18 protein-coding genes are annotated in these 25,167 nt (G+C 66.9%); 10 read left to right on the plus strand and 8 right to left on the minus strand.

Annotated elements, in window-relative coordinates; genetic code table 11:
- The first annotated feature begins 401 nt into the window (after positions 1 to 401).
- From mnmG to ACQGNJ_RS17475, 4 genes are all read left to right on the plus strand, one after another.
- The gene (gene mnmG / locus ACQGNJ_RS17460) at positions 402 to 2,279 is read left to right on the plus strand and encodes a tRNA uridine-5-carboxymethylaminomethyl(34) synthesis enzyme MnmG (protein ID WP_426690514.1); all 1,878 of its coding nucleotides are present in this window, start codon (positions 402 to 404) and stop codon (positions 2,277 to 2,279) included.
- A gap of 63 nt (positions 2,280 to 2,342) precedes the next feature.
- Positions 2,343 to 3,122, plus strand: coding sequence for an RDD family protein (locus tag ACQGNJ_RS17465; RefSeq protein WP_426690515.1), 780 nt, complete (start codon positions 2,343 to 2,345; stop codon positions 3,120 to 3,122).
- Between the two features lie 151 nt (positions 3,123 to 3,273).
- Positions 3,274 to 5,607: a Tex family protein gene (locus ACQGNJ_RS17470; protein WP_426690516.1), complete on the plus strand. Its 2,334-nt coding sequence runs from the start codon at positions 3,274 to 3,276 to the stop codon at positions 5,605 to 5,607.
- 126 nt (positions 5,608 to 5,733) lie between these two features.
- Positions 5,734 to 7,596, plus strand: coding sequence for an autotransporter outer membrane beta-barrel domain-containing protein (locus ACQGNJ_RS17475; RefSeq protein ID WP_426690517.1), 1,863 nt, complete (start codon positions 5,734 to 5,736; stop codon positions 7,594 to 7,596).
- Between the two features lie 66 nt (positions 7,597 to 7,662).
- On the opposite strand, the gene ACQGNJ_RS17480 is transcribed toward ACQGNJ_RS17475, so the two are convergent.
- The 7 genes from ACQGNJ_RS17480 to ACQGNJ_RS17510 all read right to left on the minus strand — a co-directional run bounded on the left by ACQGNJ_RS17480 (position 7,663) and on the right by ACQGNJ_RS17510 (position 17,161).
- Positions 7,663 to 8,544, minus strand: coding sequence for a YbaY family lipoprotein (locus ACQGNJ_RS17480; RefSeq protein ID WP_426690518.1), 882 nt, complete (start codon positions 8,542 to 8,544; stop codon positions 7,663 to 7,665).
- Positions 8,545 to 8,705: 161 nt separating this feature from the next.
- On the minus strand, positions 8,706 to 9,989 hold the full coding sequence (gene purD, locus ACQGNJ_RS17485) for a phosphoribosylamine--glycine ligase (RefSeq protein WP_426690519.1): 1,284 nt from the start codon (positions 9,987 to 9,989) through the stop codon (positions 8,706 to 8,708).
- A 79-nt stretch (positions 9,990 to 10,068) separates the two neighbouring features.
- The gene (locus ACQGNJ_RS17490) at positions 10,069 to 11,442 is read right to left on the minus strand and encodes an AMP-binding protein (protein ID WP_426690520.1); all 1,374 of its coding nucleotides are present in this window, start codon (positions 11,440 to 11,442) and stop codon (positions 10,069 to 10,071) included.
- 135 nt (positions 11,443 to 11,577) lie between these two features.
- Positions 11,578 to 12,150: an L-threonylcarbamoyladenylate synthase type 1 TsaC gene (gene tsaC, locus ACQGNJ_RS17495; RefSeq protein WP_426690521.1), complete on the minus strand. Its 573-nt coding sequence runs from the start codon at positions 12,148 to 12,150 to the stop codon at positions 11,578 to 11,580.
- A complete protein-coding gene (locus ACQGNJ_RS17500; protein ID WP_426690522.1) occupies positions 12,151 to 14,667 on the minus strand; it encodes a DNA topoisomerase I in 2,517 nt (838 codons plus the stop codon).
- A 107-nt stretch (positions 14,668 to 14,774) separates the two neighbouring features.
- Positions 14,775 to 15,959 carry a DNA-processing protein DprA gene (dprA, locus tag ACQGNJ_RS17505; RefSeq protein WP_426690523.1) on the minus strand — a complete coding sequence of 395 codons (1,185 nt, stop codon included), beginning with the start codon at positions 15,957 to 15,959 and terminating at the stop codon, positions 14,775 to 14,777.
- Between the two features lie 80 nt (positions 15,960 to 16,039).
- Positions 16,040 to 17,161 (minus strand): LysM peptidoglycan-binding domain-containing protein, encoded by a 1,122-nt coding sequence (locus tag ACQGNJ_RS17510; protein WP_426690524.1) that lies wholly within the window; start codon positions 17,159 to 17,161, stop codon positions 16,040 to 16,042.
- Between the two features lie 189 nt (positions 17,162 to 17,350).
- On the opposite strand from ACQGNJ_RS17510, the gene def reads away from it, so the two are divergent.
- From def to ACQGNJ_RS17540, 6 genes are all read left to right on the plus strand, one after another.
- Positions 17,351 to 17,860: a peptide deformylase gene (gene def, locus ACQGNJ_RS17515; protein WP_426690525.1), complete on the plus strand. Its 510-nt coding sequence runs from the start codon at positions 17,351 to 17,353 to the stop codon at positions 17,858 to 17,860.
- Between the two features lie 26 nt (positions 17,861 to 17,886).
- Positions 17,887 to 18,813 (plus strand): methionyl-tRNA formyltransferase, encoded by a 927-nt coding sequence (gene fmt, locus ACQGNJ_RS17520; protein WP_426690526.1) that lies wholly within the window; start codon positions 17,887 to 17,889, stop codon positions 18,811 to 18,813.
- Positions 18,810 to 20,111 (plus strand): 16S rRNA (cytosine(967)-C(5))-methyltransferase RsmB, encoded by a 1,302-nt coding sequence (gene rsmB / locus ACQGNJ_RS17525; RefSeq protein ID WP_426690527.1) that lies wholly within the window; start codon positions 18,810 to 18,812, stop codon positions 20,109 to 20,111. Before fmt ends, rsmB begins: the two co-directional genes overlap by 4 nt.
- A gap of 68 nt (positions 20,112 to 20,179) precedes the next feature.
- A complete protein-coding gene (locus ACQGNJ_RS17530) occupies positions 20,180 to 21,898 on the plus strand; it encodes an ArnT family glycosyltransferase (RefSeq protein WP_426690528.1) in 1,719 nt (572 codons plus the stop codon).
- Between the two features lie 180 nt (positions 21,899 to 22,078).
- Complete coding sequence (locus ACQGNJ_RS17535; RefSeq protein WP_426690529.1) at positions 22,079 to 23,296, plus strand: O-antigen ligase family protein; 1,218 nt, start codon at positions 22,079 to 22,081, stop codon at positions 23,294 to 23,296.
- Between the two features lie 12 nt (positions 23,297 to 23,308).
- Positions 23,309 to 24,310 (plus strand): glycosyltransferase, encoded by a 1,002-nt coding sequence (locus tag ACQGNJ_RS17540; protein ID WP_426690530.1) that lies wholly within the window; start codon positions 23,309 to 23,311, stop codon positions 24,308 to 24,310.
- 31 nt (positions 24,311 to 24,341) lie between these two features.
- Here the strand turns inward: ACQGNJ_RS17540 and ACQGNJ_RS17545 are convergent, their stop codons facing one another.
- Positions 24,342 to 25,166, minus strand: a complete 825-nt coding sequence (locus ACQGNJ_RS17545; RefSeq protein WP_426690531.1) for a glycosyltransferase family 2 protein — start codon at positions 25,164 to 25,166, stop codon at positions 24,342 to 24,344.
- Position 25,167 lies beyond the last annotated feature (1 nt).

Raw genomic sequence — 25,167 nt, forward strand, 5'->3', positions numbered from 1 at the left:
TTCGCGTCAGTCATTTTCCGGTTTCTGGCGCTCGGCAACACGGTCATCCTGGATTCCCCCTGTTCCTGAGACCGCCGAGCGCCAGATCTAAAAGCACGAGGCCCCGCGGCTGCCAGCCGCGGGGCCTCGTCATTTGGGACGTTCGGCGGGCGCGCACAAAAAGCTCACACCGCACAAAAGACGACGGCACCCCGAGGGGTGCCGTCTTGCTTCCTTTCCCGGTACACGATCGAACCCCTGTCAGTTCGATCTCGGCGCGCGTAGTCGCGCAGCGTCTGCCCAAGAAAGTGCTGACCGGATCAAGCAGGAAGCGTGCCATCATGAAGTCAACGCTTCCAACCGCTTGATGGCGCTACCATGTCGACCCGTTCCGTCACTTTTTGCACGCTCAGGTCAGCTTGATGCACCACCCGACCCACTACGACGTCATCGTGATCGGCGGCGGCCACGCCGGCACCGAAGCGGCGCTGGCTGCCGCGCGCGCAGGCGCACGCACCCTGCTGCTCAGTCACAACATCGAAACGATCGGCCAGATGAGCTGCAACCCGGCCATCGGCGGCATCGGCAAGGGGCACCTGGTCAAGGAGATCGACGCGCTGGGCGGCGCGATGGCACACGCCGCCGACCGCGCCGGCATCCAGTGGCGCACCTTGAACGCGTCGAAAGGGCCGGCCGTGCGCGCCACCCGCTGCCAGGCCGATCGCGCGCTGTACAAGGCGGCGATCCGCCAGCTCGTGGAAACCCAGCCGAATCTGCAGTTGTTCCAGCAGGCGGTGGACGACCTGATCATCGAAGGCGGCCGCGTCACCGGCGTGGTCACCCAGATGGGCCTGTCGTTCAGCGCTCGCAGCGTCGTGCTGACCGCCGGCACCTTCCTCGCCGGCAAGATCCACATCGGCCAGGCGCACTATGCGGGCGGCCGTGCCGGCGATCCGCCGGCCAGCACGCTGGCGCAAAAGCTGCGCGAACTGCCGGTGGCCGCCGACCGGCTGAAGACCGGCACCCCGCCGCGCATCGACCTGCGCAGCATCGACTTCAGCGGCCTGGACGAGCAGCCCGGCGACACGCCGATGCCGGTGTTCTCCTACCTCGGCTCGCGCGACGAGCATCCGCGCCAGGTCAGCTGCTGGATCACGCACACCTCCGAGCGCACGCACGAGCTCATCCGCGGCGCGCTGGACCGTTCGCCGCTATACACCGGCCAGATCGAGGGCGTCGGGCCGCGCTACTGCCCCTCGATCGAGGACAAGGTGGTGCGCTTCGCGGAGAAATCCTCGCACCAGATCTTCATCGAGCCGGAAGGTCTGGACACCTTCGAGATCTACCCCAACGGCATCTCGACCTCGCTGCCCTATGACGTGCAACTGGCCCTGGTGCACTCGATCAAGGGCTTCGAGCACGCCCACATCACCCGTCCCGGCTACGCCATCGAGTACGACTACTTCGACCCGCGCGGACTGAACCCGTGGCTGGAGACCAAGGCCATCGGCGGACTCTACTTCGCCGGCCAGATCAACGGCACCACCGGTTACGAGGAAGCTGCCGCGCAGGGCCTGATCGCCGGCCTCAATGCCGCGCTCGCGGTGCTGGACAAGGCGCCGTGGTATCCGCGGCGCGACGAGGCCTATATCGGCGTGCTGATCGACGACCTCACCAGCAACGGCACGATCGAGCCGTACCGCATGTTCACCTCGCGCGCCGAATACCGGCTGCATCTGCGCGAGGACAATGCCGACCTGCGCCTGACCGAGCAGGGCTTCGCGCTGGGTGTGGTCGCACAGGCACGCTTCGATGCGCTGCGCCGCAAGCGCGACGCGGTGGAGCGCGAACTGCAACGGCTGGGCGCGCTGTGGATCTCGCCAACCAACGCGCTCGGCGCGGCGGTACAGCGGCAGCTGGGCATCACGGTCAGCCGCGAAACCAGCGCGACCGACCTGTTGCGCCGCCCCGAAATGGATTACGCCCGCCTGGCCGGCGTGGCCGAACTGGGACCCACGGTCGCGGCCGAGGATGTCGCCGCGCAGGTCGAGGTGCAGGTGAAGTACGCCGGCTATCTCGAACGCCAGCGCGAGGAGATCGAGCGCCAGCGCCGCCAGGAACACCAGGCGATTCCGGCCGGTTTCGACTACGACAAGGTGCGCGGACTGTCCGCCGAAGTGTTGCTGAAGCTCAAGCGTTCGCTACCGGCTACCGTCGGTCAGGCAGCACGCGTCAGTGGCGTGACGCCCGCCGCGATTTCGCTGCTGCTGGTGCACCTGAAGCGCCGCGACGCCGCCTGAGCTTGCCGGCGCCACACCGGGTCATGGCATCATGCCCACTTTGACCAGCCCGGGGAGTGCGCAATGGAAATCTGGATCGGCCGCGACGGTGAACGACATGGCCCCTACAAGGAAGCAGACGTGCGCGAATGGCTGCGCAGCGGCCAGGTCAGCTCGGCCGACCTGGCCTGGTACGAAGGCCTCGCCGACTGGCAGCCGCTGTCGGTGCTGTTTCCCGACGCGGTGAGCGCCGCACCCACGGCCAGTCCGGGCAGCAACCCGTATGCCGCGCCTGCCGCACCGCTGCTGCCGCAGACCACCGCCGCGGCACTGGAGGACTATGCCGGCTTCTGGAAGCGCGTGGCTGCCTACATTCTCGATGCGATCATCCTGTACATCCCGCAGATGCTGATCGAAAAGGCATTCGGCGGCGATGCCGCCAAGGCGGCCCTGCAGCAGGCCGCCCTCGATGGCGTCGGCAATCCCGACGCGCTGATGGCCGCCAACATGCATTACTACAGCACCATGTGGCCGGCGATGCTGCTGATCATGGTGATCGGCATCCTCTATTTCACCATCTGCGAAAGCTCGGCCTGGCAGGGCACCGTGGGCAAGCTGGCGCTGGGCATCCGCGTCACCGACCTGGATGGCAACCGGATCAGCTTTGCGCGGGCTTTCGGCCGCTACTTCGCCAAGATCCTCAGCGCGATCATTTTCGCCATCGGTTTCCTGATGGTGGCCTGGACCCAGCGCAAGCAGGGCCTGCACGACATGATCTGCGGCACCCTGGTGCTGAACGGCCGCGCCAGCGAATTCAACACCAACCCGTCCGCGGCCAGGAAGAACAACTCGTTCAACGCCTGACGACGGCGATGTGGGGCATGCAAGCGGCGCCGCGGTCGATCCGCGGCGCCGCTTGCATTTGCGCCACCGCACCAGCGAAAGCGCTTGTTATCATCGACGATCAACCCGTTCACCCGGCGCCCGCGCCGTTGCAAGGAATTGAAAGCTGCTCATGCAAAGTATCGAACAACGCATCGCCACCGATATCGCCGCCAGCACCGCCCAGGTCCGCGCGGCGGTCGACCTGCTCGACGGCGGCGCCACCGTGCCGTTCATTGCGCGCTACCGCAAGGAAATCACCGGCGGTCTCGACGACACCCAGCTGCGCCTGCTGGAAGAACGACTGCATTACCTGCGCGAGCTGGAAGACCGCCGCGCGACGATCCTGGCCAGCATCGAAGAACAGGGCAAGCTCGGCGATGCGTTGAAGGCCGACCTGCTCGCCGCCGATACCAAGGCGCGGCTGGAAGACCTGTACCTGCCGTACAAGCCCAAGCGCCGCACCAAGGCGCAGATCGCCCGTGAAGCGGGACTGGAGCCGCTGGCGCTGGGCTTGCGGGAAGATCCGACGCTGACTCCGGAAGCCTTCGCCGAATCCTTCGTGGATGCGGCAAAAGGCGTGGCCGATGTGCGCGCCGCGCTGGACGGCGCGCGCGCGATCCTGATGGAGTCGATCGCCGAGGACGCCCACCTGGTCGGCGAGCTGCGCGACTGGCTGTGGGTGCAGGGGCAGATCCGCGCCAAAGTGGTCGAGGGCAAGGAAACCGAAGGCGCGAAATTCCGCGACTACTTCGACCACGTCGAGCCGCTCGGCAAGATTCCCTCGCACCGTCTGCTGGCGCTGATGCGCGCGCGCAACGAGGGCGTGATCGAGATCGAGCTGGCGCCCGCTGCCGACAGCGAGCGGGGCCATCTCGAAGCCGAAGGTCGGGTGGCTGCCCACGCCGGCATCCATGATCGCGGCCGCGCCGGCGATGCCTGGCTGCGCGAGACGGTGCGGCTGACCTGGCGCGTGAAGCTGCACCTGCACCTCACCCTGGATCTGTTCGGCCGCGTACGCGAAGGCGCCGAGGACGAGGCGATCCGCGTGTTCGGCGACAACCTGAAGGACCTGATGCTGGCCGCCCCGGCCGGTGCCAAGACGGTGATGGGGCTGGATCCGGGCATCCGTACCGGCTGCAAGGTCGCGGTGGTCGACGCCACCGGCAAGGTGGTGGCCACGGATGTCATCTATCCGCTGGAGCCGAAGCGGCAGTGGAACGAGTCGCTGGCTGTACTGGCGCGGCTGTGCAAGCAGCACCATGTCGACCTGATCTCGATCGGCAACGGCACCGGCTCGCGCGAAACCGACAAGCTGGCCGGTGAGCTGATCAAGGGCCTGGCCAAGGCTGACGCTGCGCATGCGATCGCCAAGGTCGTGGTCAGTGAAGCGGGCGCCTCGGTGTATTCGGCCTCCGAAACCGCCGCGAAGGAATTCCCGAACCTGGACGTGACCCTGCGCGGCGCCGTCTCGATCGCGCGACGCCTGCAGGACCCGCTGGCCGAACTGGTGAAGATCGAGCCGAAGGCGATCGGCGTCGGGCAGTACCAGCACGACGTCAACCAGATCAAGCTGGCGCGTGCACTCGATGCCCGCGTCGAGGACTGCGTCAACGCAGTCGGTGTCGACGTCAACACCGCTTCGGCCGCCCTGCTGTCGCGGGTCGCCGGGCTCAGCGCCAGCGTGGCGGAGAACCTGGTCAAGCATCGCGACGCCAACGGTCCGTTCGCCAACCGCAAGTCGCTGCTGAAAGTGCCGCGGCTGGGCGACAAGGCGTTCGAGCAATGCGCCGGCTTCCTGCGCGTGTCCAGCGGCGACAACCCGCTGGACGCCAGCTCGGTGCACCCGGAAGCCTACCCGGTGGTCGAGCGGATCATCGCGCAATGCGGTCGTGAAGTACGCAGCATCATCGGTGACAGCAGTTTCCTGCGCAGCCTGAAGCCCGAGCAGTTCACCGACGAAAAATTCGGCGTGCCGACCGTGCGCGACATCCTCAAGGAACTGGAAAAGCCCGGCCGTGATCCGCGCCCGGAGTTCGTGGCGCCGAGCTTCGCCGAAGGCGTCGAGGACGTGAAGGACCTCAAGCCGGGCATGATTCTGGAAGGGCGCGTCACCAACGTCGCCGCCTTCGGCGCCTTCGTCGACATCGGCGTGCACCAGGATGGTCTGGTTCACGTCTCGGCGCTGTCGCACACCTTCGTCAAGGATCCGCGCGACGCGGTCAAGGCCGGCGACATCGTCAAGGTCAAGGTGATGGAGGTCGACTTGCCGCGCCAGCGCATCGGCCTCAGCATGCGACTGGACGACGAACCCGGACAGGCGCGCAGTGGGCGTGGTGGTGATGAAACGCGTGGCGATGCCCGCAATCCGCGCGGCGCACGACCGCGCGAGAGCACGCCGAAACCGGTGGCGGTCCCCGCCAACAGCGCTTTCGCCGACGCGATGTCACGCGCCATCAAGCGCTGAAGCCCGTGGCTGGAGCTGCCAAGCTGGCCACGAAGTACCTGTACGCAGCGCAGCATGCGCAAACGTATGGAATGCGTCAGGATACGCGCCATCTAACTTCTCGTTAACGAACAAAGGAGTGTCACCATGTTCCATTCGCGCAAGCTCGCCAGTGCGCTGGCGCTGGCCCTCGGTTGCGCCGGCGCCGCGCACGCCGGGTCGGTGCCATTCAACAATGTCGTGGTATTCGGCGACAGCCTCAGCGACACCGGCCAGTTTTTCTCCACCGCGCTGAACGACTACACCAAGTTCACCGTCAATCCCGGCGATGTCACCGTGCAGATCGTGGCCAGGAATTATGGCTTCAACCTGCAACCCTCCCGCGTGGGTGGCAGCGACTACGCCTTCGGTGGCTCCGGCGTGGTCACCGATGACAATGGTCCGGACCCGGCCATCCCCACCATCACCGAGCAGGTGACGGGCTATCTCGCCAACGGTGCCAAGGCCGACCCGCACAGCCTTTACATGGTCTGGGGCGGCGCCAACGACATCTTCTATCACTCCACCCAGTATGGCCTGCACACGCTGATCCCGTCGCTGGGCGAAACCGCGGCGCAGGCCAGCGGCAACATCAATGCCGCGGCAACCCAGGAACTGGTGTTGATCAACCAGCTCAAGCAGGCCGGCGCGAACTACGTGGTCGTTTTCAACCTGCCGGACATCGGCGCGACGCCGTCGGCGCACGCGAATGAAGCCCTCGTACCGGGCATCAGCGCCTACCTCACCAGCGTGTCGCAGTCCTACAACGCGACGCTCAACGCCGGGCTGGGCACGCATACCCTGGGCGTCAATACGTTTGGCCTGTTCGAGCAGATCATCGCGAACCCGGGAAAATACGGCTTCACCAACATCACCACGCCGGCTTGCAATGACGCCGGCGGCAGCTCGCACGACTGCGACGGCAGCACCTTGGTGGCGCCGGGGGCAGCTCAGACCTACCTGTTCGCCGATGGCGTGCACCCGACCCCGGCCACGCACGCGATGCTGGCCCAGGTGGTGATGTCGGAGTTGCAGGCGCCGCAGCAGATCTCGCTGTTGCCGGAGGCGCCGCTGGCTGCGGCCAACGCCTACGGCAGCACCCTCGACATGCAGATGGCCAAGGACAGCCTGGGCGAAGGCACCCGCGCCTTCGTCAACGTCGGTTATGCCACGCATCGCTTCGACGCCACGCCCAGCTCGCCGGCGCTGAACAGCAACAACGCCAACCTGACACTCGGCTATGACTGGAAGACCAGCGACAGCCTGTCCGCGGGTGCCGCGCTTGGCGTCAGTCACGATGCGGCGCACATGCAGGGCGGCGGCGGTTACGAGATGAAGGACTACTCGGCGCTCGGTTTCGTGACCTATCACCTCGGCGGTGGCTACGTCAGCGGCTATGGCCACCTCGGCCGATCCGATTTCAGCGGGATCAAGCGCAACTTCCAGATTGGCGCCGCAAACATCAGCGAGACCGGCGACACCAACGGTTCACACTACGGCGTCGGCGTGAGCGGCGGCTGGTGGTTCAACATGGACGACATCAAGACCGGCCCGTTCGCCAGCCTGGACTGGCAGGACATCACCGTTGACAGCTATCACGAGCGCGGCAGCGACGCGACCGCCATGTGGTTCGGCCGGCAGCATCGCCAAGCCCTGGTCGGCAGCCTGGGCTGGCGCCTGCAGGGGCACTGGCAGGTCGCCAACCTGGTGATGGCGCCTTACGCCGAGCTGGCGTGGAACCGCGACAGCAAGGCCGATGCCACGCGCATGGTGACGACCGGGCTCAATACGATGAACGGGTCGTTTGCGATCAGCGGCTTCACGCCGGACAAGGCATGGGGCGATGTCTCACTCGGCCTGTCCGCCGAGCTGACGCCGACGATCACCAGCTGGATCGGTTACGAGAGCCGCTTCAGCGACACCAGCGAGAAGAACAGCAGCTTCAACATGGGCTTCCGGATCAAGTTCTGAGCCGACGCCCGCGCAACAAAAAAGCCGCCGGTTTCCCGGCGGCTTTTTTTTGGACGTCCAGACGGCTTACTTGTTCTTGCCGCCGGTGGCGATACCGAGGATCGACATCGCGTCCTTCTTCATGGTTGCGGCGGCGGCGGCATCCAGCGGCTGCACGTCCGAACCGACCTGATGCTGCTGCAGCACCAGCGTGCCGTCGTCGCTCCAGCCGGCGCGGTCGATCGCGCTGGGCTTGCCGTCGCGGTTCGCCTTGGTTTCCTGCACGACTACCCACGGCTTGCCGTTCTTGTAGGCGTAATCGGTGCTGGTATAGCCCTTGTCGCCGTAGTCGACTTCTTCACGGATGTACTTCACTTCACCCGCCTGGCGGAACAGCTGCCAGCCACGCGAGTCGTCCTTCTCCAGCTTGGTGCCGTGGCTGATCTTCATGCCGCCGATCTGCGCCTTCACGTCGGCGAAATCCGCCAGCAGCTTTTCGGCAGGGGTCTGTTCGGCCTGCAGCTGGATCGCCACCGCGTCGTTGTTGCTGCCCTTGGCCAGCACCGGGGCCTGGATCGGCATGGTGTACTGACGCTCGCCGTCGGTCAGGGTGGCCTGGATCACGTACAGATCGGCCGGCTTGACATCGGCCGGATTGAAGCTGAGCGTGAACGCCTGCGGGAACGTGCCGGCCGGTGACGTCTTGCTGGCCAGTGGCGCCGAACCCACCGCGGTGGAAGACACGTCGACCAGGTTCAGCACCAGGCTGGCTTTTTCCGAAGGCGCCGGCGAACCCGCGCGCAGCGAGATCGTGCCGCTCACCTGGCTCGGCGCCTTGGCCACGGCACCGGCAGTGTTCGCGGAGGCGGGCGCGGAAGCATCCGCCGGCTGGGACGAATTGGAAGCGTTGTTGCAGCCAGCCAGGGCCAGTGCAGCAACCGACATCAGCGACAAAACCGTCTTGCGCATCGGGGGAAACCTCTTCAACGTGAAATCAGGCACGTGTCCGTTCGAGCGCTCGGCGCCACGACTTTTACGCGGGGGAAGTTCCAAGCATAGCCCAAAAAGCGCAGCCCGGAAAAGTCAATCCATCCAACGGCCTACCATGCGCCGGCGTACTGGTTGCCCGATCAGCCGCGGTGCAACGCCCGGTGCGCGATGTCGCGGCGACAGAAGGCGCCGTCATAGTGGATCCGGCTGACGGCGGCATAGGCGTTCTCGCGCGCCGCGCCAATGTCCGCGCCCAGCGCGCACACGGTCAGCACGCGCCCGCCGGCGGTGACCACGCGCCCCGCCTCGTCGAGGCGGGTGCCGGCATGAAACACCTTGACGTCAGCAGCGGTCGGCGCGTCGAGTCCGCTGATCGCATCGCCCAGCCGAACACGGGCCGGATAGCCGCCGGCAGCCATCACCACGCCGATCGCCGGCCGTGCGTCCCAGCGCGCCGAGATCTGCGCCAGCCGACCATCCAGCGCCGCATCGATCAGGTCCACCAGGTCGGATTTCAGCCGCAGCATGATCGGCTGGGTTTCCGGATCGCCGAAGCGCACGTTGAACTCGATCACTTTGGGCGCGCCATCCTTGTCGATCATCAACCCGGCGTAGAGGAAACCGATGAACGGCGCGCCCTCGGCGGCCATGCCGCGCAGGGTCGGCTCGATCACTTCGCGCAGGATGCGCCGCTCGACTTCCGGCGTGACCACCGGCGCGGGCGAGTACGCGCCCATGCCACCGGTGTTCGGACCCAGATCGCCTTCGTCACGGCGCTTGTGATCCTGGCTGCTGGCCATCGGCAGCGCGTGGCTGCCGTCGCTCATCACGATGTAGCTGGCCTCCTCGCCGTCGAGGAATTCCTCGATCACCACCCGCGCCGAGGCATCCCCGAAGCTGTGCGCGCCGAGCATGTCGTGCAACGCCAGCTCGGCATCGGCGAGGGTCAGTGCTACCACCACGCCCTTGCCGGCAGCCAGGCCGTCGGCCTTGATCACGATCGGCGCGCCTTGCTTGCGCACGTAGGCCAGCGCCGGGTTCAGTTCATTGAATACGGCGTAATGCGAGGTGGGTATGTTGTGGCGTTGCAGGAAATCCTTGGCGAACGCCTTGGAGCCCTCGAGCTGGGCGGCGATCGCCCGCGGCCCGAAGACGCGCTGACCGGCTGCGCGGAACTTGTCGACCACCCCCGCCACCAGCGGCACTTCGGGTCCAACCACGGTCAGCCCGACTTTCTCGCGCCTGGCCAGCTGCAGCAGGCCGTCGATGTCGTTCATCGCGACGTCCGCGTTGCGTACGCCCGGTTCACGCGCGGTGCCGGCATTGCCGGGCGCAACGATCACTTCGTCGACCTGCGTCGATTGCCTGAGCTTCCACGCCAGCGCGTGTTCGCGCCCGCCGCCACCGATCACCAGAACCTTCATGCCTGCACTCCCGTGCGCCACCCGGCGCAGCTGCGCATTGTAACGGCAGCGACGGGACTGTCGTGAGGAGCCAGCCAGCTCAGACGCGGGTTTGCAGCAGCTCCAGCAGCGCCGCACGCGGCAGCTTGCCGGTCTCGTTGCGCGGCAGTGCATCGACCAGTTTCAGCGGGCGCGGCAGGAACAGCGGGTCGATGGCACAGCGCAGGGCGTCGAGGATGGTGTGCTCGTCCAGCCCCGGCGCCACCACCAGGGCGGCGATCCGGTGCACCCCGAGCGTGTCGCCGTCACCGTGCTGGAACACCACGCCATCGCGCACGCCGGGAACTGCCAGCAGGCGGCGGGTGAGGTCGGCCAGCGAGGCGCGCTTGCCGGCGATCTCCAGCATGTCGGCATGGCGACCACAGAGGCGGAAACGCCGACCGCCGTGGGACAGGCTGACAATGTCGGCCAGGGTAATCGGCGCAGCCAGCTGCGGCGCATCGACCGCGGTGCCGTCCGGCTGCGGATGCAGGGTCACCTGGTCGTACAGCGACCAGTCCTCGTCCACGGTGGGGCGGCGGCTGGCGAACACGCAGGTTTCGGTGGAGCCGAACACTTCCAGCAGCGGCGCGCCGAAGCGCTGCTCGGCGGCGCTCGCCAGTTCGAGCGGCAACGGCGCGGTGGCCGAAACCATCGCCGCGATCGCGGGCAGCGCAATGCCCGATTCGATCAAGGCGCGAAGGTGCACCGGCGTGGTCACCAGCACCCGTGGCGCCGGCACGGCCGCCAGCGCGGCGGCCACGTCGCCGGGAAAGAAGGGACGCCCGATATGCACGCCCACGTTGCCCAGCAACGGCAGCAGCACCGACATCTCCATGCCGTACATGTGCTGCGGCGGCACGGTGGCAACCACCTCGAAGCGATCGCCGGCGATCGCGCGCAGCCGCGCCAGGTTGCCGGCGTTGCTGGCGCGAAAGCTGCCCCAGGTCTTCAGGTTGGCGCCGGGCACCCCGGTGGAACCGGAGGTGTAGCCGATCGCCACCACCTGATCGGCGGGAATCGACGGCCAGTCGGCATCGCTCGTGGGCGGCGGCAGCGCTTCCAGCGGCGGCAGTTGTCGATAGCCCGGCGGTGGCGGATCAAGCCGGTGCTCGCCCAGCGCGTAGCAACCGGGATGTGCCCTCATCACCTCGTCCACCGCCTGCGGCGCACGTGAAGAGGGCAGCAGATTGATCTGGCCGCGCAACACCACCGCACAGAACGCCACCAGGAAGGCATAGCGGTCTTCGCACAGGTTTACCGCCGCCGCTGCATTCGGCAGGGACGCGGATACCGCGCGGACATCAGCCAGGAAGTGCGCCGCGGTGATCGCCCCGCCATCCCGCCAGGCGACGGTCCGTGCCGGATCGGCGGCTTCCAGCAAGGGCAGCAGCGGCGACAGCTCTCGCTGGTACGGGTCGTAGACGATAACCAAACTGCTGACTCCCTGATCCTGGATACCTCGCGTGCATCAGCATCGCGCCGCGAGGTGAACGGCGACGTGAACGACGGTCGCGGATGATGGCGGCGATGCAACGTCGGCACCGCCGGCGTGCGCTCCCCCGCCCGCTCAGGCCCGAATGATAGCGCCCGACAGCGCGTCGCAAATTACCGTGGGGCTGCACTGGCCACCCAGCGGGGCCTCCAGCACGCCGTCCAGCTCATCGCCAAAATACTCCGCCACCACCTGCGCCGTGCGTGCCGGCGGCTGGCCATGGGGATTCGCGCTGGTCGACACCAGCGCACCGCCAAAGGCGCGGCACAGCGCGGCGGCCGGTGCATGAGCGGTAACCCGCAGCGCGATGCCCGCATGCTTGCCGGCGACCCAGTCGGGCACCTGGTTCGACCGCGGGAAGATCCACGTATGGGGCCCGGGCCAGCTCGCGCGTACCTGTTGCAGTACCGCCCCCGGCACCGCGGTGAAGTCGATGTAGCGCTCGACCTGGCCGAAGTCCGCCGCAATCAGCAGGACGCCCTGCATCGAGGGGCGCTGCTTCAGCGCGAACAGTCGCTCGAACGCGCCACGGTCGTGCGGATCGCAGCCGAGACCGAATACCGCCTCGGTGGGATAGGCCAGCACCCCGCCACCGCGCAGCAGCGCGGCGGCGGCATCCAGTTCGGCGAGGGTGAACTGTTCGAGCACTCAGGACTCGGCTTTGCCGCTGACGGCCTTCTTCGTGACTGCCTTTTTCGTGGCGGTCTTGCTGGCGGCAGCTTTCTTCGCCGGCGCCTTCTTGGTGGCGGTCTTCTTGCTCGCGGTCTTCTTGCTGGCAGCCTTCTTCACAGCCGTCTTCCTGGCCGGAGCGGCCTTCTTGACGGCGGCTTTCTTGGTCGCCGTCTTCTTGCCGAAGCGGCCCGGCTTGCGTGCCGGCGCGGCGGCCAGCAATTCCAGGCACTGCTTTTCGGTCAGCTCCTTCGGCTCCTGCTCCTTCGGGATGCGGGCGTTCTTCTCACCATCGGTGATGTACGCACCGTAGCGACCATTCAGCACCTGCACGCCGTTGCCGAAATCAAGGATCAGGCGGTTCGCCAGCATCTCCAGTTTCTCGGCCACGATCTGCAGCGCGCGCGGCAGCTCGATCGTGTACGGATCATCCTCGGGCTTCATCGAGGCATAGGTGCTGCCCTGTTTCACGAACGGCCCGAAGCGCCCGATCGCCACGCTGACCTCGTCGCCGTTTTCCGCCTGACCCAGCTTGCGCGGCAGCTTGAACAGCTCCAGCGCGTCGGCCAGTTCGATGGTGTGCATGCTCTGGCCCGGACGCAGCGAGGCGAACTGCAGCTTCTCTTCGCTGTCCTTGTCGCCGATCGCCGCATACGGCCCGAACCGGCCCAACCTCACGAATACCGGCTTGCCGCTCTTCGGATCGATACCCAGCTCGCGTGCACCGGTCGCTTCGCTGCGATCGACCGACTCGGCCTTCTCGTCCACCTGCTGCTTGAACGGAATCCAGAAGCGCTCCATCAGCGGTACCCAGGCTTCCTCGCCGCGACTGACGGCGTCCAGCTCGTCCTCGAGCTTGGCGGTGAAGTCGTAGTCGACGTACTGGGTGAAATGCTGGGTAAGGAACTTGCTGACCGCGCGGCCGACGTCGCTGGGCTTGAAACGGCGGCTGTCGAGGAACACGTACTCGCGGTTCTGCAGCACCTGGATGATGCTGGCATAGGTCGATGGACGGCCGATGCCATGTTCTTCCAGCGCCTTGACCAGGCTCGCCTCGGAGTAACGCGGCGGCGGCTCGGTGAAATGCTGGTCGGCCACGATCTCCTGCAGCGGCACGGCCTCGCCCTTCTCCAGTCGCGGCAGGCGGCGGCCTTCGTCGTCGTCCTCGGCGCTCTTCTGGTCGCGGCCTTCTTCGTATACGGCGAGAAAGCCGGGATCGACCACGGTGGTGCCGCTGGAGCGGAACGAGGCATCGCCCCCGGCGGCATGCGGCAGGGCGAATTCCACCGACACGGTGTTCAAGGTGGCATGGATCATCTGGCAGGCGACGGTGCGCTTCCAGATCAGCTCGTACAACTTGCGCTGGTCGTCGTTGAGGTAGGCCGCCACCGATTTGGGCGTGTACATCGCCGAGGTCGGGCGGATCGCCTCGTGCGCTTCCTGCGCATTCTTCGACTTGGTCTTGTAGACCTGCGGCGCGTCCGGCAGCGCGTGACCGCCGAAGTCGCGGGCGATCAGCTGGCGCAGTTCGGCCATGGCGTCGTCACCGAGCATGGTCGAGTCGGTACGCATGTAGGTGATCAGGCCGACGTTGCCTTCGCTGCCCAGCGCCACGCCTTCGTACAGGCCCTGCGCCACCTTCATCGTGCGGCTGGTGGTGAAGCCCAGTTTGCGTGCGGCCTCCTGCTGCAGGGTGGAAGTGGTGAACGGGGCTGCCGGGCGCCGTTTGCGCTCCTTCGAACTCACCTCGCTGACGGTGAGGCGACCGCGCGCGGCCGCCTTCAGCGCTTCGCGCGCGGCGCGCGCAGCGGTTTCGTTGGTGAGGTCGAACTGCTCGAATTTCTTGCCGTTGAGCCGGGACAGGCGCGCGCTGAAGTCGCCGTCCACATGCTTGAGCTGGGCCTCGATGCTCCAGTACTCGCGCGCCTTGAATGCCTCGATCTCTTCCTCGCGCTCGACGATCATGCGCAAGGCGGGCGACTGCACGCGGCCGGCCGACAAGCCGCGTTGCACCTTGCGCCACAGCACCGGCGACAGATTGAAGCCGACCAGATAGTCCAGCGCGCGGCGCGCCTGCTGCGCATCGACCAGGTCGTGCGAGAGCTGCCGCGGCGCGGCCACCGCCGCCTTGATCGCCTTCGGCGTGATCTCGGAGAACACCACGCGATGCAGCTTCTTGCCTTCGGTCAGGCCGCGCTCCTTCAGGATCTCGCTGATGTGCCAGCTGATCGCCTCGCCTTCGCGATCCAAGTCGGTCGCCAGATAGATGTCATCGGCGAGCTTGGCGGCCTTGGCGATCGCATCGACGTGCTTCTGGTTGCGCTCGATCACCTCGTAGGCCATCGCGAAACCGTGCTCGGTGTCGACCGCGCCCTCTTTCGGCCGCAGGTCACGGACGTGTCCGTAAGAGGCGAGAACCTGGAAATCCTTGCCGAGGTATTTGTTGATCGTCTTGGCCTTGGCCGGCGACTCGACGATGAGCAGGTTTTTTGCCATGAAGCTGGATATCCGAAAGTGATCCACCGGCGCTTCCGTGCCGGACATATATATAGTTGAAACCACGCGCTGCCAACGGCTGTCAAGCCCGGCGCGCGCGGAGGGCTTCACGCCGACGACGCCCGGCTGTCGGGCAGACGCTGATAACGATTGCCTGCCAGGCTCTCGACACGCCCCTCCAGCTCCAGCATCAGCAACATGGACGAAAGAGCCGCGGGAAGCTGACCGGTCCGCTGAACAAGTTCGTCCAATGTCGCCGGAGCATGGCCAAGTTCCGTCAAAAGCCGCCGATAATCGGGATCCTGGCAATGACCGGATGGGTCGGGTCCAGGCGCGTCGGCACGCCTCGAACGAGTCGCGTCAGTGGCCGCGCCTGCGTCAAGCCGGGCCGCCAGCTGACCGCCAAGCATGCGCGCTGCAGGCGTCAATGTCTCGATAATTTCCGCCGCCGTCTCGACCAGCCGGGCGCCATCGCGGATCAGCTGGTGGCAACCGCGAGCCAACGGGTCATGGATGGAACCGGGCAGCGCGAACACCTCGCGCCCTTGCTCGGCAGCCAGCCGCGCCGTGATCAGCGAGCCGGAGCGCAAGCTCGCCTCGATCACCAGCGTACCCAGCGCAAGCCCGGAGATGATGCGATTGCGGCGCGGAAAATGATCGGGTCGCGCAGCGGTGCCCGGCGGAAATTCACTGACCAGGGCGCCTTCAGCCGCGAGCCGTCTGGCCAGTGCGTGATGCTTGCGTGGATAGACCCGATCAGGCCCGGTGCCGATCACCGCCAGGGTTTTTGCGCCGACATCAAGCGCCGCCGCGTGGGCGGCGCCGTCGATGCCATCGGCCATGCCGCTGGTGATCGCGAAACCGGCGTCGGCCAGGGCCGTGGCAAAAGCCCTGGCATGCACCAGCCCCTTGGCGCTGGCTCCTCGCGCGCCCACGATCGCCACTTGGGGATAAAGCAACAAATCGCTGTCGCCGGCAACAAACAGCGCGGCCGGCGGCTGCGGGATGTTTTCCAGCGGCGGCGGGAAGTCCGCGTCCGTGCAGCGCAGCAGGCGATGTCCCGGTTCGGCCAGCCACGCCATGTCCGCCTCCAGCTGCAGCTGATCAGGCCGGGCCAGCCAGGCTTGCGCAAGCTCGCCCAGTGACGCGGCCTGGCGCTGCAGCTGCGCAAGCGCGGCATGGATGTCGCCCCCGGCCGCGTCCAGGCGTGTGCGCAGTCCACCCGGGCCAAGCCCGGGCGTGCGCAAGGCGGTCAGCCACGCGCGCTGTTCTTGCAGATCGTCCCTGGTCATGTGTCGAGTTTACGGAGCACCCGGCAAGGAAAACGGCGCGGTGGTGACCGCGCCGTCGTGTAGGAAGATGCCGCCGGTGATTACTGCGGCGCGGTCAAGCGGCCGCCGATGCTCACCGGACGCAGGCCATCCATCACCAGGCCGTAGCTGACCCGGTCGAAGGTACGGAACACCATCACGTGGCCAACGTATTCGTCCGGCAGCTTGACCGTCTCGCCGAAGCCGCGGTTCATGCTGTTGCTGGCCACATCGTCGTGGATCGTCTCGCCCGGCTCGAAGATCGAGAAGGTGCTGCCGTTGTCGATGCCATCGCGCGCACCGACCGACAACATGATGACCTGGCGGGGACCGGCGGCAGCCATCGCGTCGGCGAAGCCGATCACCTTGGCATCGGCAGGCACCGACTTGGGCGCATGCGGGTAGTAGTAAGCGTCGTAGGGCTTGTCGTCGATCGGCATGATGCGATCACCGCTGCGCACTTCCTGGGTGGCGTTGAGCAGCAGCAAGGTGGCCGGATCACCGGTACGCAGGGTCTCGGCGGTGCCGATCACGCTGACCTCGACGCCGAGGTCGTCGCCCTTGCCGTAGTGACCGTCATTGCGGGAATTCTCGCTCCACGGCGCGTTGATCATCGCCGCGTTGCTGTCCATGGTATGGGCGACCAGATCGGCGCTGGCAGCGTCATCCTGATTGAAGCCGCGGAAAACATGGGTCGGCCGCACGATCGCCCAGCGCTGGCCCGGCTCGCCCTGCAAGCCACGCACGTACAGGTTCTGGCCGACGGCGCCGCGCAAACGGGACTCCTCGAGGCCAACCACGTACGGCGCGGAGCTGACCGCGCTCGAATCCATCACGCGCATTTCCTTGAGGAACATTTTCAGTTCCGACAGGGGAATCGCCGGGATCGCATCGCCTTCGCGATGGACGCTCGGCTGCAGGCCCAGGCGCGGGCCATTGATGAAGGAAAGGTTGAGCACATCCCCCGGATAGATCAGGTGCGGATTGCGTACCTGCGGGTTGGCCTGCCAGATCTCCGGCCACAGCCACGGCTTGGACAGGAATTTGGCGGAGATGGCCCACAACGTGTCGCCACGGCGAACGGTATAGCTGTCGGGATGATCGGCCCGAAGTTGCGCCCCCGCGGCATACACCGCCACGGTGACCAGCATGCCCGCCAGCAACACGATAATTTTCTTGATCATTGGTGGGAATCCCCCTTCCCCAGATGCTCGGTCGAGTGTAACCGAATGGTTAACGCGTGCAACAGGTGCCAGTTGGCAAAAATCGTCTGCACTCGGATGTTTGCCGACGTACAATGAGGCACATTCTAGATGGCTCCGAGGGTGGCTTTTTACCAAGTCGCCCGCATTTTCGGCGCCGAGGTGATTTCCATGTCCGTCTTGTCCATTCTTGAATTCCCCGACCCGCGCCTGCGCACCCGCGCCGAGCCGGTGACCGTGTTCGACGCACCGCTGAAGCAGTTCGTCGCCGACCTGTACGAAACCATGTACGCCGCCAACGGCGTCGGCCTGGCCGCAACCCAGGTCAACGTCCATCAGCGCGTGCTGGTGGCCGACATGAGCGACGAGCGCAACCAGCCATTGGTGCTCATCAACGCCCATATCCTCGAGAAGGACGGCTCGCAGGTCTATCAGGAAGGCTGCCTGTCCTTCCCCGGCCTGTACGCCGACGTGACCCGGGCACTGGCGGTGAAGGTCAAGGCGCAGGACGTCGACGGCAACGACATCGTGGTCGAGGCGCAGGGTCCGCTGGCCGTGTGCATCCAGCACGAGATGGATCACCTGGAAGGCAAGGTGTTCGTCGACTATCTGTCACCGCTCAAGCGCAGCCTGTTGCTCAAGCGCCTGGAGAAAAGTCGCAAGCAGGCGGTTGGTGCTTGAACAGGCCTGGGCCGAGTCCTCGGCATTTGCGCGTCGTCTTCGCCGGCACGCCGGAATTCTCGGTAGCCTGCCTTGAAGCCTGCCGTGCCAGCGGCGCCGAGGTGGCGGCCGTCTATACGCAACCCGACCGACCCTCGGGACGTGGCCGCAAGCTCACCGCCAGCCCGGTCAAGCAGGCCGCACTGGCGGCGGGCATCACGGTCGAACAACCCGAATCATTGAAATCCGCCGGGGTGCAACAGGCACTGGCGGCTTACCGGCCCGACTTGCTGGTGGTGGTCGCCTACGGCCTGATCCTGCCGCGCAAGGTGCTGGCGATTCCGCGACTGGGCTGCTGGAACGTGCACGCCAGCCTGCTGCCGCGCTGGCGCGGCGCCGCGCCGATCCAGCGCGCGATCCTGGCCGGGGACAACGAAAGCGGCGTCGACCTGATGCAGATGGAAGCGGGCCTGGATACCGGCCCGGTAATGCTGCAGCGGCGCACGCCGATCAGTCGCGAGGATACCGGCGGCACGTTGCATGACAGGCTGGCCCGGCTTGGCGCCGAAGTGCTGGCCGAGGGATTGCGCCGCACGCTGGCCGGCGAGGCCCTGCCCACCACGCCACAGCCCGAAGACGGCGTGACGTATGCGCACAAGCTGGACAAGGCGGAGGCGAAACTGGACTTCAGCCAGCCTGCGCTCGCGCTGGAGCGGCAGGTGCGCGCCTTCGATCCCTGGCCGGTCGCCGAAGGCGAGATCGCCGGCGAGACACTGCGGGTGTGGGCGGCCCGCGCCATGGAGCTGGATCACCATGCCCGGCCCGGCGAGGTGCTGGCGGCCGGACGCGACGGCATCGACCTGGCCTGCGGCAGCGGCGTGCTGCGCATCACCGCCGTGCAACGCGCCGGCGGCAAGCGCGTCGCCGCGGTCGATTATCTGAACGCGCGGCCCGACTTGCGACGCGCGCCATGAAGGCCGACACCCGCGCGCTGGCCGCCAGGGGCCTGGCCGAGATCGCGCTGCGCGGCGCTTCCCTGCGCGAGGTCATGCAGCGTGACGCGCCGAAGCTGGCCGATCCGCGTGACCGCGCCCTGCTGATGGCGCTGCTCAGCGAAGGCGCGCGCTGGTGGCTGCGCTTTGACGCCGCGATCGACGGTCTGCTGGAGAAATCGCTGCGGCACAAGGACCCGGCCGTGCACGCGTTGCTGGTGCTGGGTCTGGTTCAGCTGGAAATCCTCGAGCTGCAGGATTACGCCGCCGTGGCCGCCACGGTCGAGGCGGTACGCGCACTGAAGCGGCCGCAACTGGCCGGCCTGGTCAACGCCGTGCTGCGGCGCTGGCAGCGCGAGCGTGACACCTTGCTGGCGCGGCTCGATGCGAAGGCGCAGACCCGCCATGCCCATCCGAGCTGGCTGGCCGACGCGCTGCAGCGCGACTGGCCGGAGCAGGCCGAGGCGGTGATGCTGGCCGACAACGGCGAGCCGCCCTTGATGCTCAGGGTCAATCGCCAGCGCAGCGAGCGTCAGGCACTGATCGATCAGATGCACGCCGCCGGCTACCAGGCCACGCCGCACCCGTGGCTGGCCGACGCCGTGGTGCTGGCGCACAGCACCGACGTCACCCGCATCCCGGGCTTCGACGAAGGCTGGTTCGCCGTGCAGGACGGCGCCGCCCAGGTGGCCGCTGATCTGGCCGACCTGCACGACGGCCTGCGCGTGCTCGATGCCTGCGCGGCCCCCGGCGGCAAGGCCTGCCACCTGCTCGAACGCGCCGGGATCGACCTGACCGCGCTGGAATTCGATGCAGCGCGGGCCGAGCGCATCCACCAGAACCTGATGCGGTTGCGGCTGAACGCGAAGGTGGTGATCGGCGACGCCGGCACGCCCAAGGCCTGGTGGAAGGGGCAGCCGTTCGACCGGATACTGATCGACGCACCGTGCTCGGCCACCGGCGTGTTGCGCCGGCGGCCGGATGTGCGCCTACACCGACGCGAAAGTGACATCGCCGCGATGCATGCACAGCAGCGCCGCATCCTGTCCGCGCTGTGGCCGTTGCTGGCGCCGGGCGGGCGGCTGGTCTACATCACCTGTTCGGTGTTGCGGGCGGAGAACGAGGCGATCGTGGCCGAGTTGCTGTCCGCCCAGGCCGACGCCGAAGTCGTGCCCTTCAACCTGCCCGCCGGACAGCCGGCGGCGATCGGCTGGCAGATCCTGCCCGGCGACGGCGACTTCGACGGCATGTATTACGCGGTGCTGCAAAAGCAGGGTTGAGCATCGTGGTCCAAACCGGCGAGCTATGCTTGCCGCGCCCCAGGTAACGCTGACGGAATCTCCACGTCATGAAATCTCCCGTTCCCCTGTCACGCGCCCGCCCGCTGTGGCTCCGCGATGCCCGCGTTGAGCTGCTGCTGCTCGGCACCTTCGCGCTGCTGCTGCTGGGGCTGGGGCTGGGCCTGCGCGATCCATGGCCGTCCGATGAACCGCGCTTTGCGCTGGTGGCACGACTGATGGTCGAGCACGGCCAGTGGCTGTTCCCGCATCGCGGTCACGAGCTGTACCCGGACAAGCCGCCGGTATTCATGTGGCTGCAGTCGCTGGCCTATCTGCTTACCCGCAGCTGGCGGGTCGCCTTTCTGCTGCCGTCGCTGGCCGCGGCACTGGGCGCGCTGGCGCTGGTCTACGATCTGGCACGCCGACTGTGGAACCATCGCAGCGCGCTGCTGGCTGCTGCCACCTTGCTGGTCACCATCCACTTCACCTATCAGATGCGCAACGCGCAGATCGATCCGCTGCTGCTGGGCTGGATCACCTTGGCCAACTACGGCCTGCTGCGCCACCTGTTGCTGGGACCTTCCTGGCGCTGGTTCGCAGCGGGCTGCTTCTTTGCCGGCGTGGGCGTGGCGACCAAGGGCGTCGGCGTGCTTGCCTTGCTGATGCTGATTCCCTACGTGGTCGCCCGGCGTGGCCACTGGCGTCAGCTGGCGCTGCCCACGGGGGGATGGCGATGGGCGGGCGGACTGGCGCTGTTCTTCGTGCCGATCCTCGGCTGGCTGCTGCCGATGCTGCTGGTCGCCCATGCCGATGGCGACCCGCAGCATGCCGAGTATGTGCAGAACATCCTGTTCGGACAGACCGTGCATCGCTATGCCACGCCCACCGGACACATCCACTCACCGTTCTATTTCCTCGGCATCATCGCGGTCGACTGGCTGCCGCTGTCGCTGCTGTTGCCGTGGGCGCTGCCGGCGTGGTGGCGACGCCTGAAACGGCACGATGCGCGCTTTCTGCTGCCGCTGGGCTGGATCGTGCTGGTCCTGCTGTTCTTCTCGTGCAGCCCCGGCAAGCGCGATGTCTACATCCTGCCGGCCCTGCCGATGATGGTGCTGGCGCTGGCGCCGTTGCTGCCCGGCCTGCTGCGTCGGCGCAGCGTGCGCATCGCGGTATGCGCATTGACCAGCTTGCTGGCCGGCGTGCTGGCGGTGGCGGCGTTGCTGGCCCTCCACCGTCACCCGGCCTGGGCGGTCAGGATCGAACAAAGCCTGGACCCCCGGATCTGGTGGCTGCTGCTGACCATCGGTCTGACCGGCCTGCTCATCGCGGCGCTGACCCGGCTGCGTCGCGCACCGCTGGGTTGGCTGTTGTTCGCCGGCGTGTTGTGGAGCGTGTATGGGCTGTGGGGGTATCCGATGCTCAACGGCGACCGCTCCGCGCGCGATGTGATGCTGCAGGCGCGCGCCATCGCCGGGCCGCAGGCCGAGATCGGCCTGCTCGCCTGGAAGGAGCAGAACCTGCTGATGGCACAGGGTCCGGTGACCGAATTCGGTTTTCTCAAGCCATGGCCGCAGCAGTATTGCGATGCCGTCGCCTGGCTGCAGAGCGACCCCTCGCGCTGGATCTTCAGCCTGGATCAGGCCATGGGCAATTGCGTGGATCGCCAACACGCCATCTACGTCGGCCACGCCAATCGGCGTGAATGGTGGATGTTCCAGGCGACCGCGGTGAAGCCCGACTGTTCGCCGGCCAGCGGCGACCAGCAGGAAGCCGACGACCCGCCCTGACGCGGACGCACCGCCCCAGACTCGCAGCCCCCTTCACACAACGCAGATGAACCTGCGCGTTACAAGTCCGCCCCGAAACACCCTGCCGGCCACATGCGCCGGTTAGCATGTGCTCTCGGGGGTTTGTTGTTTCCCAAGGTTTGCGACGTGCACGTAGATGTAACTTCATGGAAGATCCGGATGGCCTCACTGCTGCTCGCGGTGATGCCGCTGTGTTTCGCCATATCCGGGCGACTGAAGACCGTGCCGATGGCGCTGTTGTTCGTGTTCGGGCTTCTGCTGCTGGTCACCCGCGCGGAAACCCGCGCCGTATTCCGGCAGGTATGGCCGGTGTTGGCCGTCTGCCTGCTGCGGCTGGTTTACGACATCGGCAACTTCCTGGGCCACCGGATCGAAGGGTCCACCCTCGACCTGCCGGCGCAAACGCTGCTGTTTCTGGCGATCGCTGCCGTGTTCACCCTGCCGCTGCGGCAGCGCGTGGTCGCGATCGGTTTCAGCCTGACCACGTTGCTGCTGGGCGCAGCCAGCATCTACCAGCGCTACGGGATGCATGTCGATCGCCCGTACGGCTTGAACGGCGGCGACTGGGCCTCGGTCGAGTTTGCGATGTACCTGCTGGTCATGGCGCTGCTGTCGATGCTGCAGGCGATGCGACCTGACACGCTTCGCGGTGACCGCTGGCTGCATGGCCTGGCGGTCATGGTCGGACTCTATGGCGCGGTGCTGACCCAGAGTCGCGGACCGCTGCTGTCGTTCGCACCGATCTATCTCGGCCTCATGGCATGGCAAGCGCTTCGCAGCGGGCGCTGGAAGCGCGCCCTCCTCCCGTTGACGGCCACGCTGCTCGGCATGTTGGCGGTGACGGCCACGCTGCACCGCGAAATGGTCGATCGCCTGGCCGATGTGCCAGCCCAGGTCAGTGAGTATGGCGACAGCGCCGCAGGCAGCATCGGCGCGATCGGCGAACGCCTGGAGATGTGGCGCACGGCATGGCAGGCCTTCACCGAGCACCCGCTGGCTGGCATCGGACTGGACCAGTTCGGCGTGTACGTGCGCGCGCAGGTGGCCGCCGGCACGGCCAGTGCCTCGATCGCCAAATACGTGCACCCGCACAGCGAATATCTCGAATCGATGGTCGCCGGCGGTGTGCCTGCACTGTTGGTGCTGCTGCTGTTCCTGACCGTTCCGGCGCTGTTCTTCGCCAGGCAGCTGAACCATCCGCAGGAACCGGTCGCCCGCGCTGCGGCAGCCGGGCTGATGGTGATCGGCCTCTACAGCCTGTGCGCGTTCACCGACAACGTGTTCTATCGGGCGATGCCGCAATCGCTCTACCTGTTCCTCGTGCTGGGGCTCACCGTCGATATTGGTCGACGACTGCGCCACGCCACTCTTCGCTGAAGTCGACCCGTCATGGCCCGCATCAACCTGCTTGCTTGGGACAACCAGCGTGGACTCAGCCACGACATCCGGTTGCTGTGCCGCACCCTGAGCGGCCTGGGTCACGAGGTTCACGTCACCCGACTGGGTCCGCACCGGCATGATGGCCGCTGGCAGGCCTGCAAGCTGCGTGCGCGGATGTGGTGGCAGCGGCTGCGCCACGCCGACTGGCGCAGGACGCCGTATGACATCAACCTTGCGCTGGAGCATGTGCGTCCGGACTGGTGCGCGCTGGCCCGGCTGAACCTGCTGGTGCCGAATCCGGAATGGCTGTCGCCGCACAGCCAGCGCTACCTGCCTCGCTATGACGCGATCCTGTGCAAGACGCGATACGGTGTCGAACTGTTCAAGTCGCTTGGCTGCCGTGCACTGCACATCGGCTTCGACAGCACCGATTGCCTCGACGCCAGCGTGCCGCGCACGGCCAGCTTCCTGCATCTGGCCGGGGCCAGCCGGATGAAGGGCACGCAACGGTTGCTGGCCTTGTGGCGGCGACATCCGGAATGGCCGAAGCTGCTGGTGCTGCAATCGCCGCGAACGGCCGCGCCGTCTGCCGGGCCGACGCCGGCGAACATCGAACACCGGCTGGGCCATGTGCGTGACATCGGCGAGATACGCCAGTTGCAGAATGCCCACCTGTTCCACTTGTGCCTGTCGGAAACCGAGGGCTGGGGGCATTACATGGTCGAAGCGATGAGTTGCGGTGCCGTGGTGCTCACCTGTGACGCGGCGCCGATGAACGAGCTGGTGCAGGCGGACCGTGGCGTGCTGGTGCCGGCGAATCGAAGCGGAACATTCAACCTCGCCGCGGTGCATCAGTTCGACGCTCCGGCGCTGGAAGCCGCCATTGAACGCCTGCGGACCATGCCGTTCTCCGAACTGGCGACCATGGGCCGGCAGGCGCGGGAATGGTTTGAGACGAACGAGGCGACCTTCGCGGATCGGCTCGACGCGGCGCTGCGTCAGCTGGTCTGAATCAACCGCTCCGGATCAACCGAGCGGGACGCTAACTGCCGCGCAGATCCGGCGGTGGCTGGGCGAACTCGGCCAGGTGCTCGTCCACGCCCCGGTCGCAACGAATCAGTCCACGCGCCCGGGTGTCGTCGACGATCAGGTCGTTCGGGTTGCCGACGAGGTGCTTGCGGGTGGGATGGTAAAGGTGGGTCGCCAGCGCGCTGAAGCGCAGTTCGCGCCGCAGCAGGCCGGCATGGAAGGCGCGCACCGCCAGCTCGGTATCCTCGCGCCCCCAGCCGGTCATGGCCTCGTTGAAACCATTCAGGTGCAGCAGGTCATCGCGCCAGAACGCCATGTTGCAACTCTTGATGCCACGCTGCCGGGTGCCCGGCCGGGCATACCAGCGCGCCAGTGCCGGCAGGCGCAGCGTGTGACGCCGGCGCTCGATGCCGCGACTGAAGAAGCCCGGCATCAGCACGCGTCGCTCCAGCATGCGCCGGGTCAGCGCCGCGTCGGTCAGCACGCGCGAGCCCTGCACGAAGCAGCCGCGCCGGGCGAACGCGCGATGGTCGGCGACGAAATGCGGTTCGGTCACCATGTCGCCGTCGAGCAGGATCACATAGTCACCCTGGGCGGCGGCGATCGCGCGGTTGCGCGCGCGGCTCATGCGGGCGCCGTCGTCGGGCTGCCACAGATGCACCAGGCGCACCGGATAGTCGCTGGCCATGCGCTCAAGCAGTTCGCGGGTAGCCGGCTGCGAGCCATCGTCGGTGACGATCACCTCGTACGGCAACTCGCTCTGCGCAGCCAGCGCGCGCAGCACCAACTCCAGTGCGCCGGGCCAGTTGTAGGTGATTACGGCAACGCTGATGCGCACG

Origin of the sequence: Rhodanobacter ginsengiterrae (assembly GCF_050026815.1) — a bacterium.
Taxonomy (GTDB): Bacteria; Pseudomonadota; Gammaproteobacteria; order Xanthomonadales; family Rhodanobacteraceae; genus Rhodanobacter; species Rhodanobacter ginsengiterrae.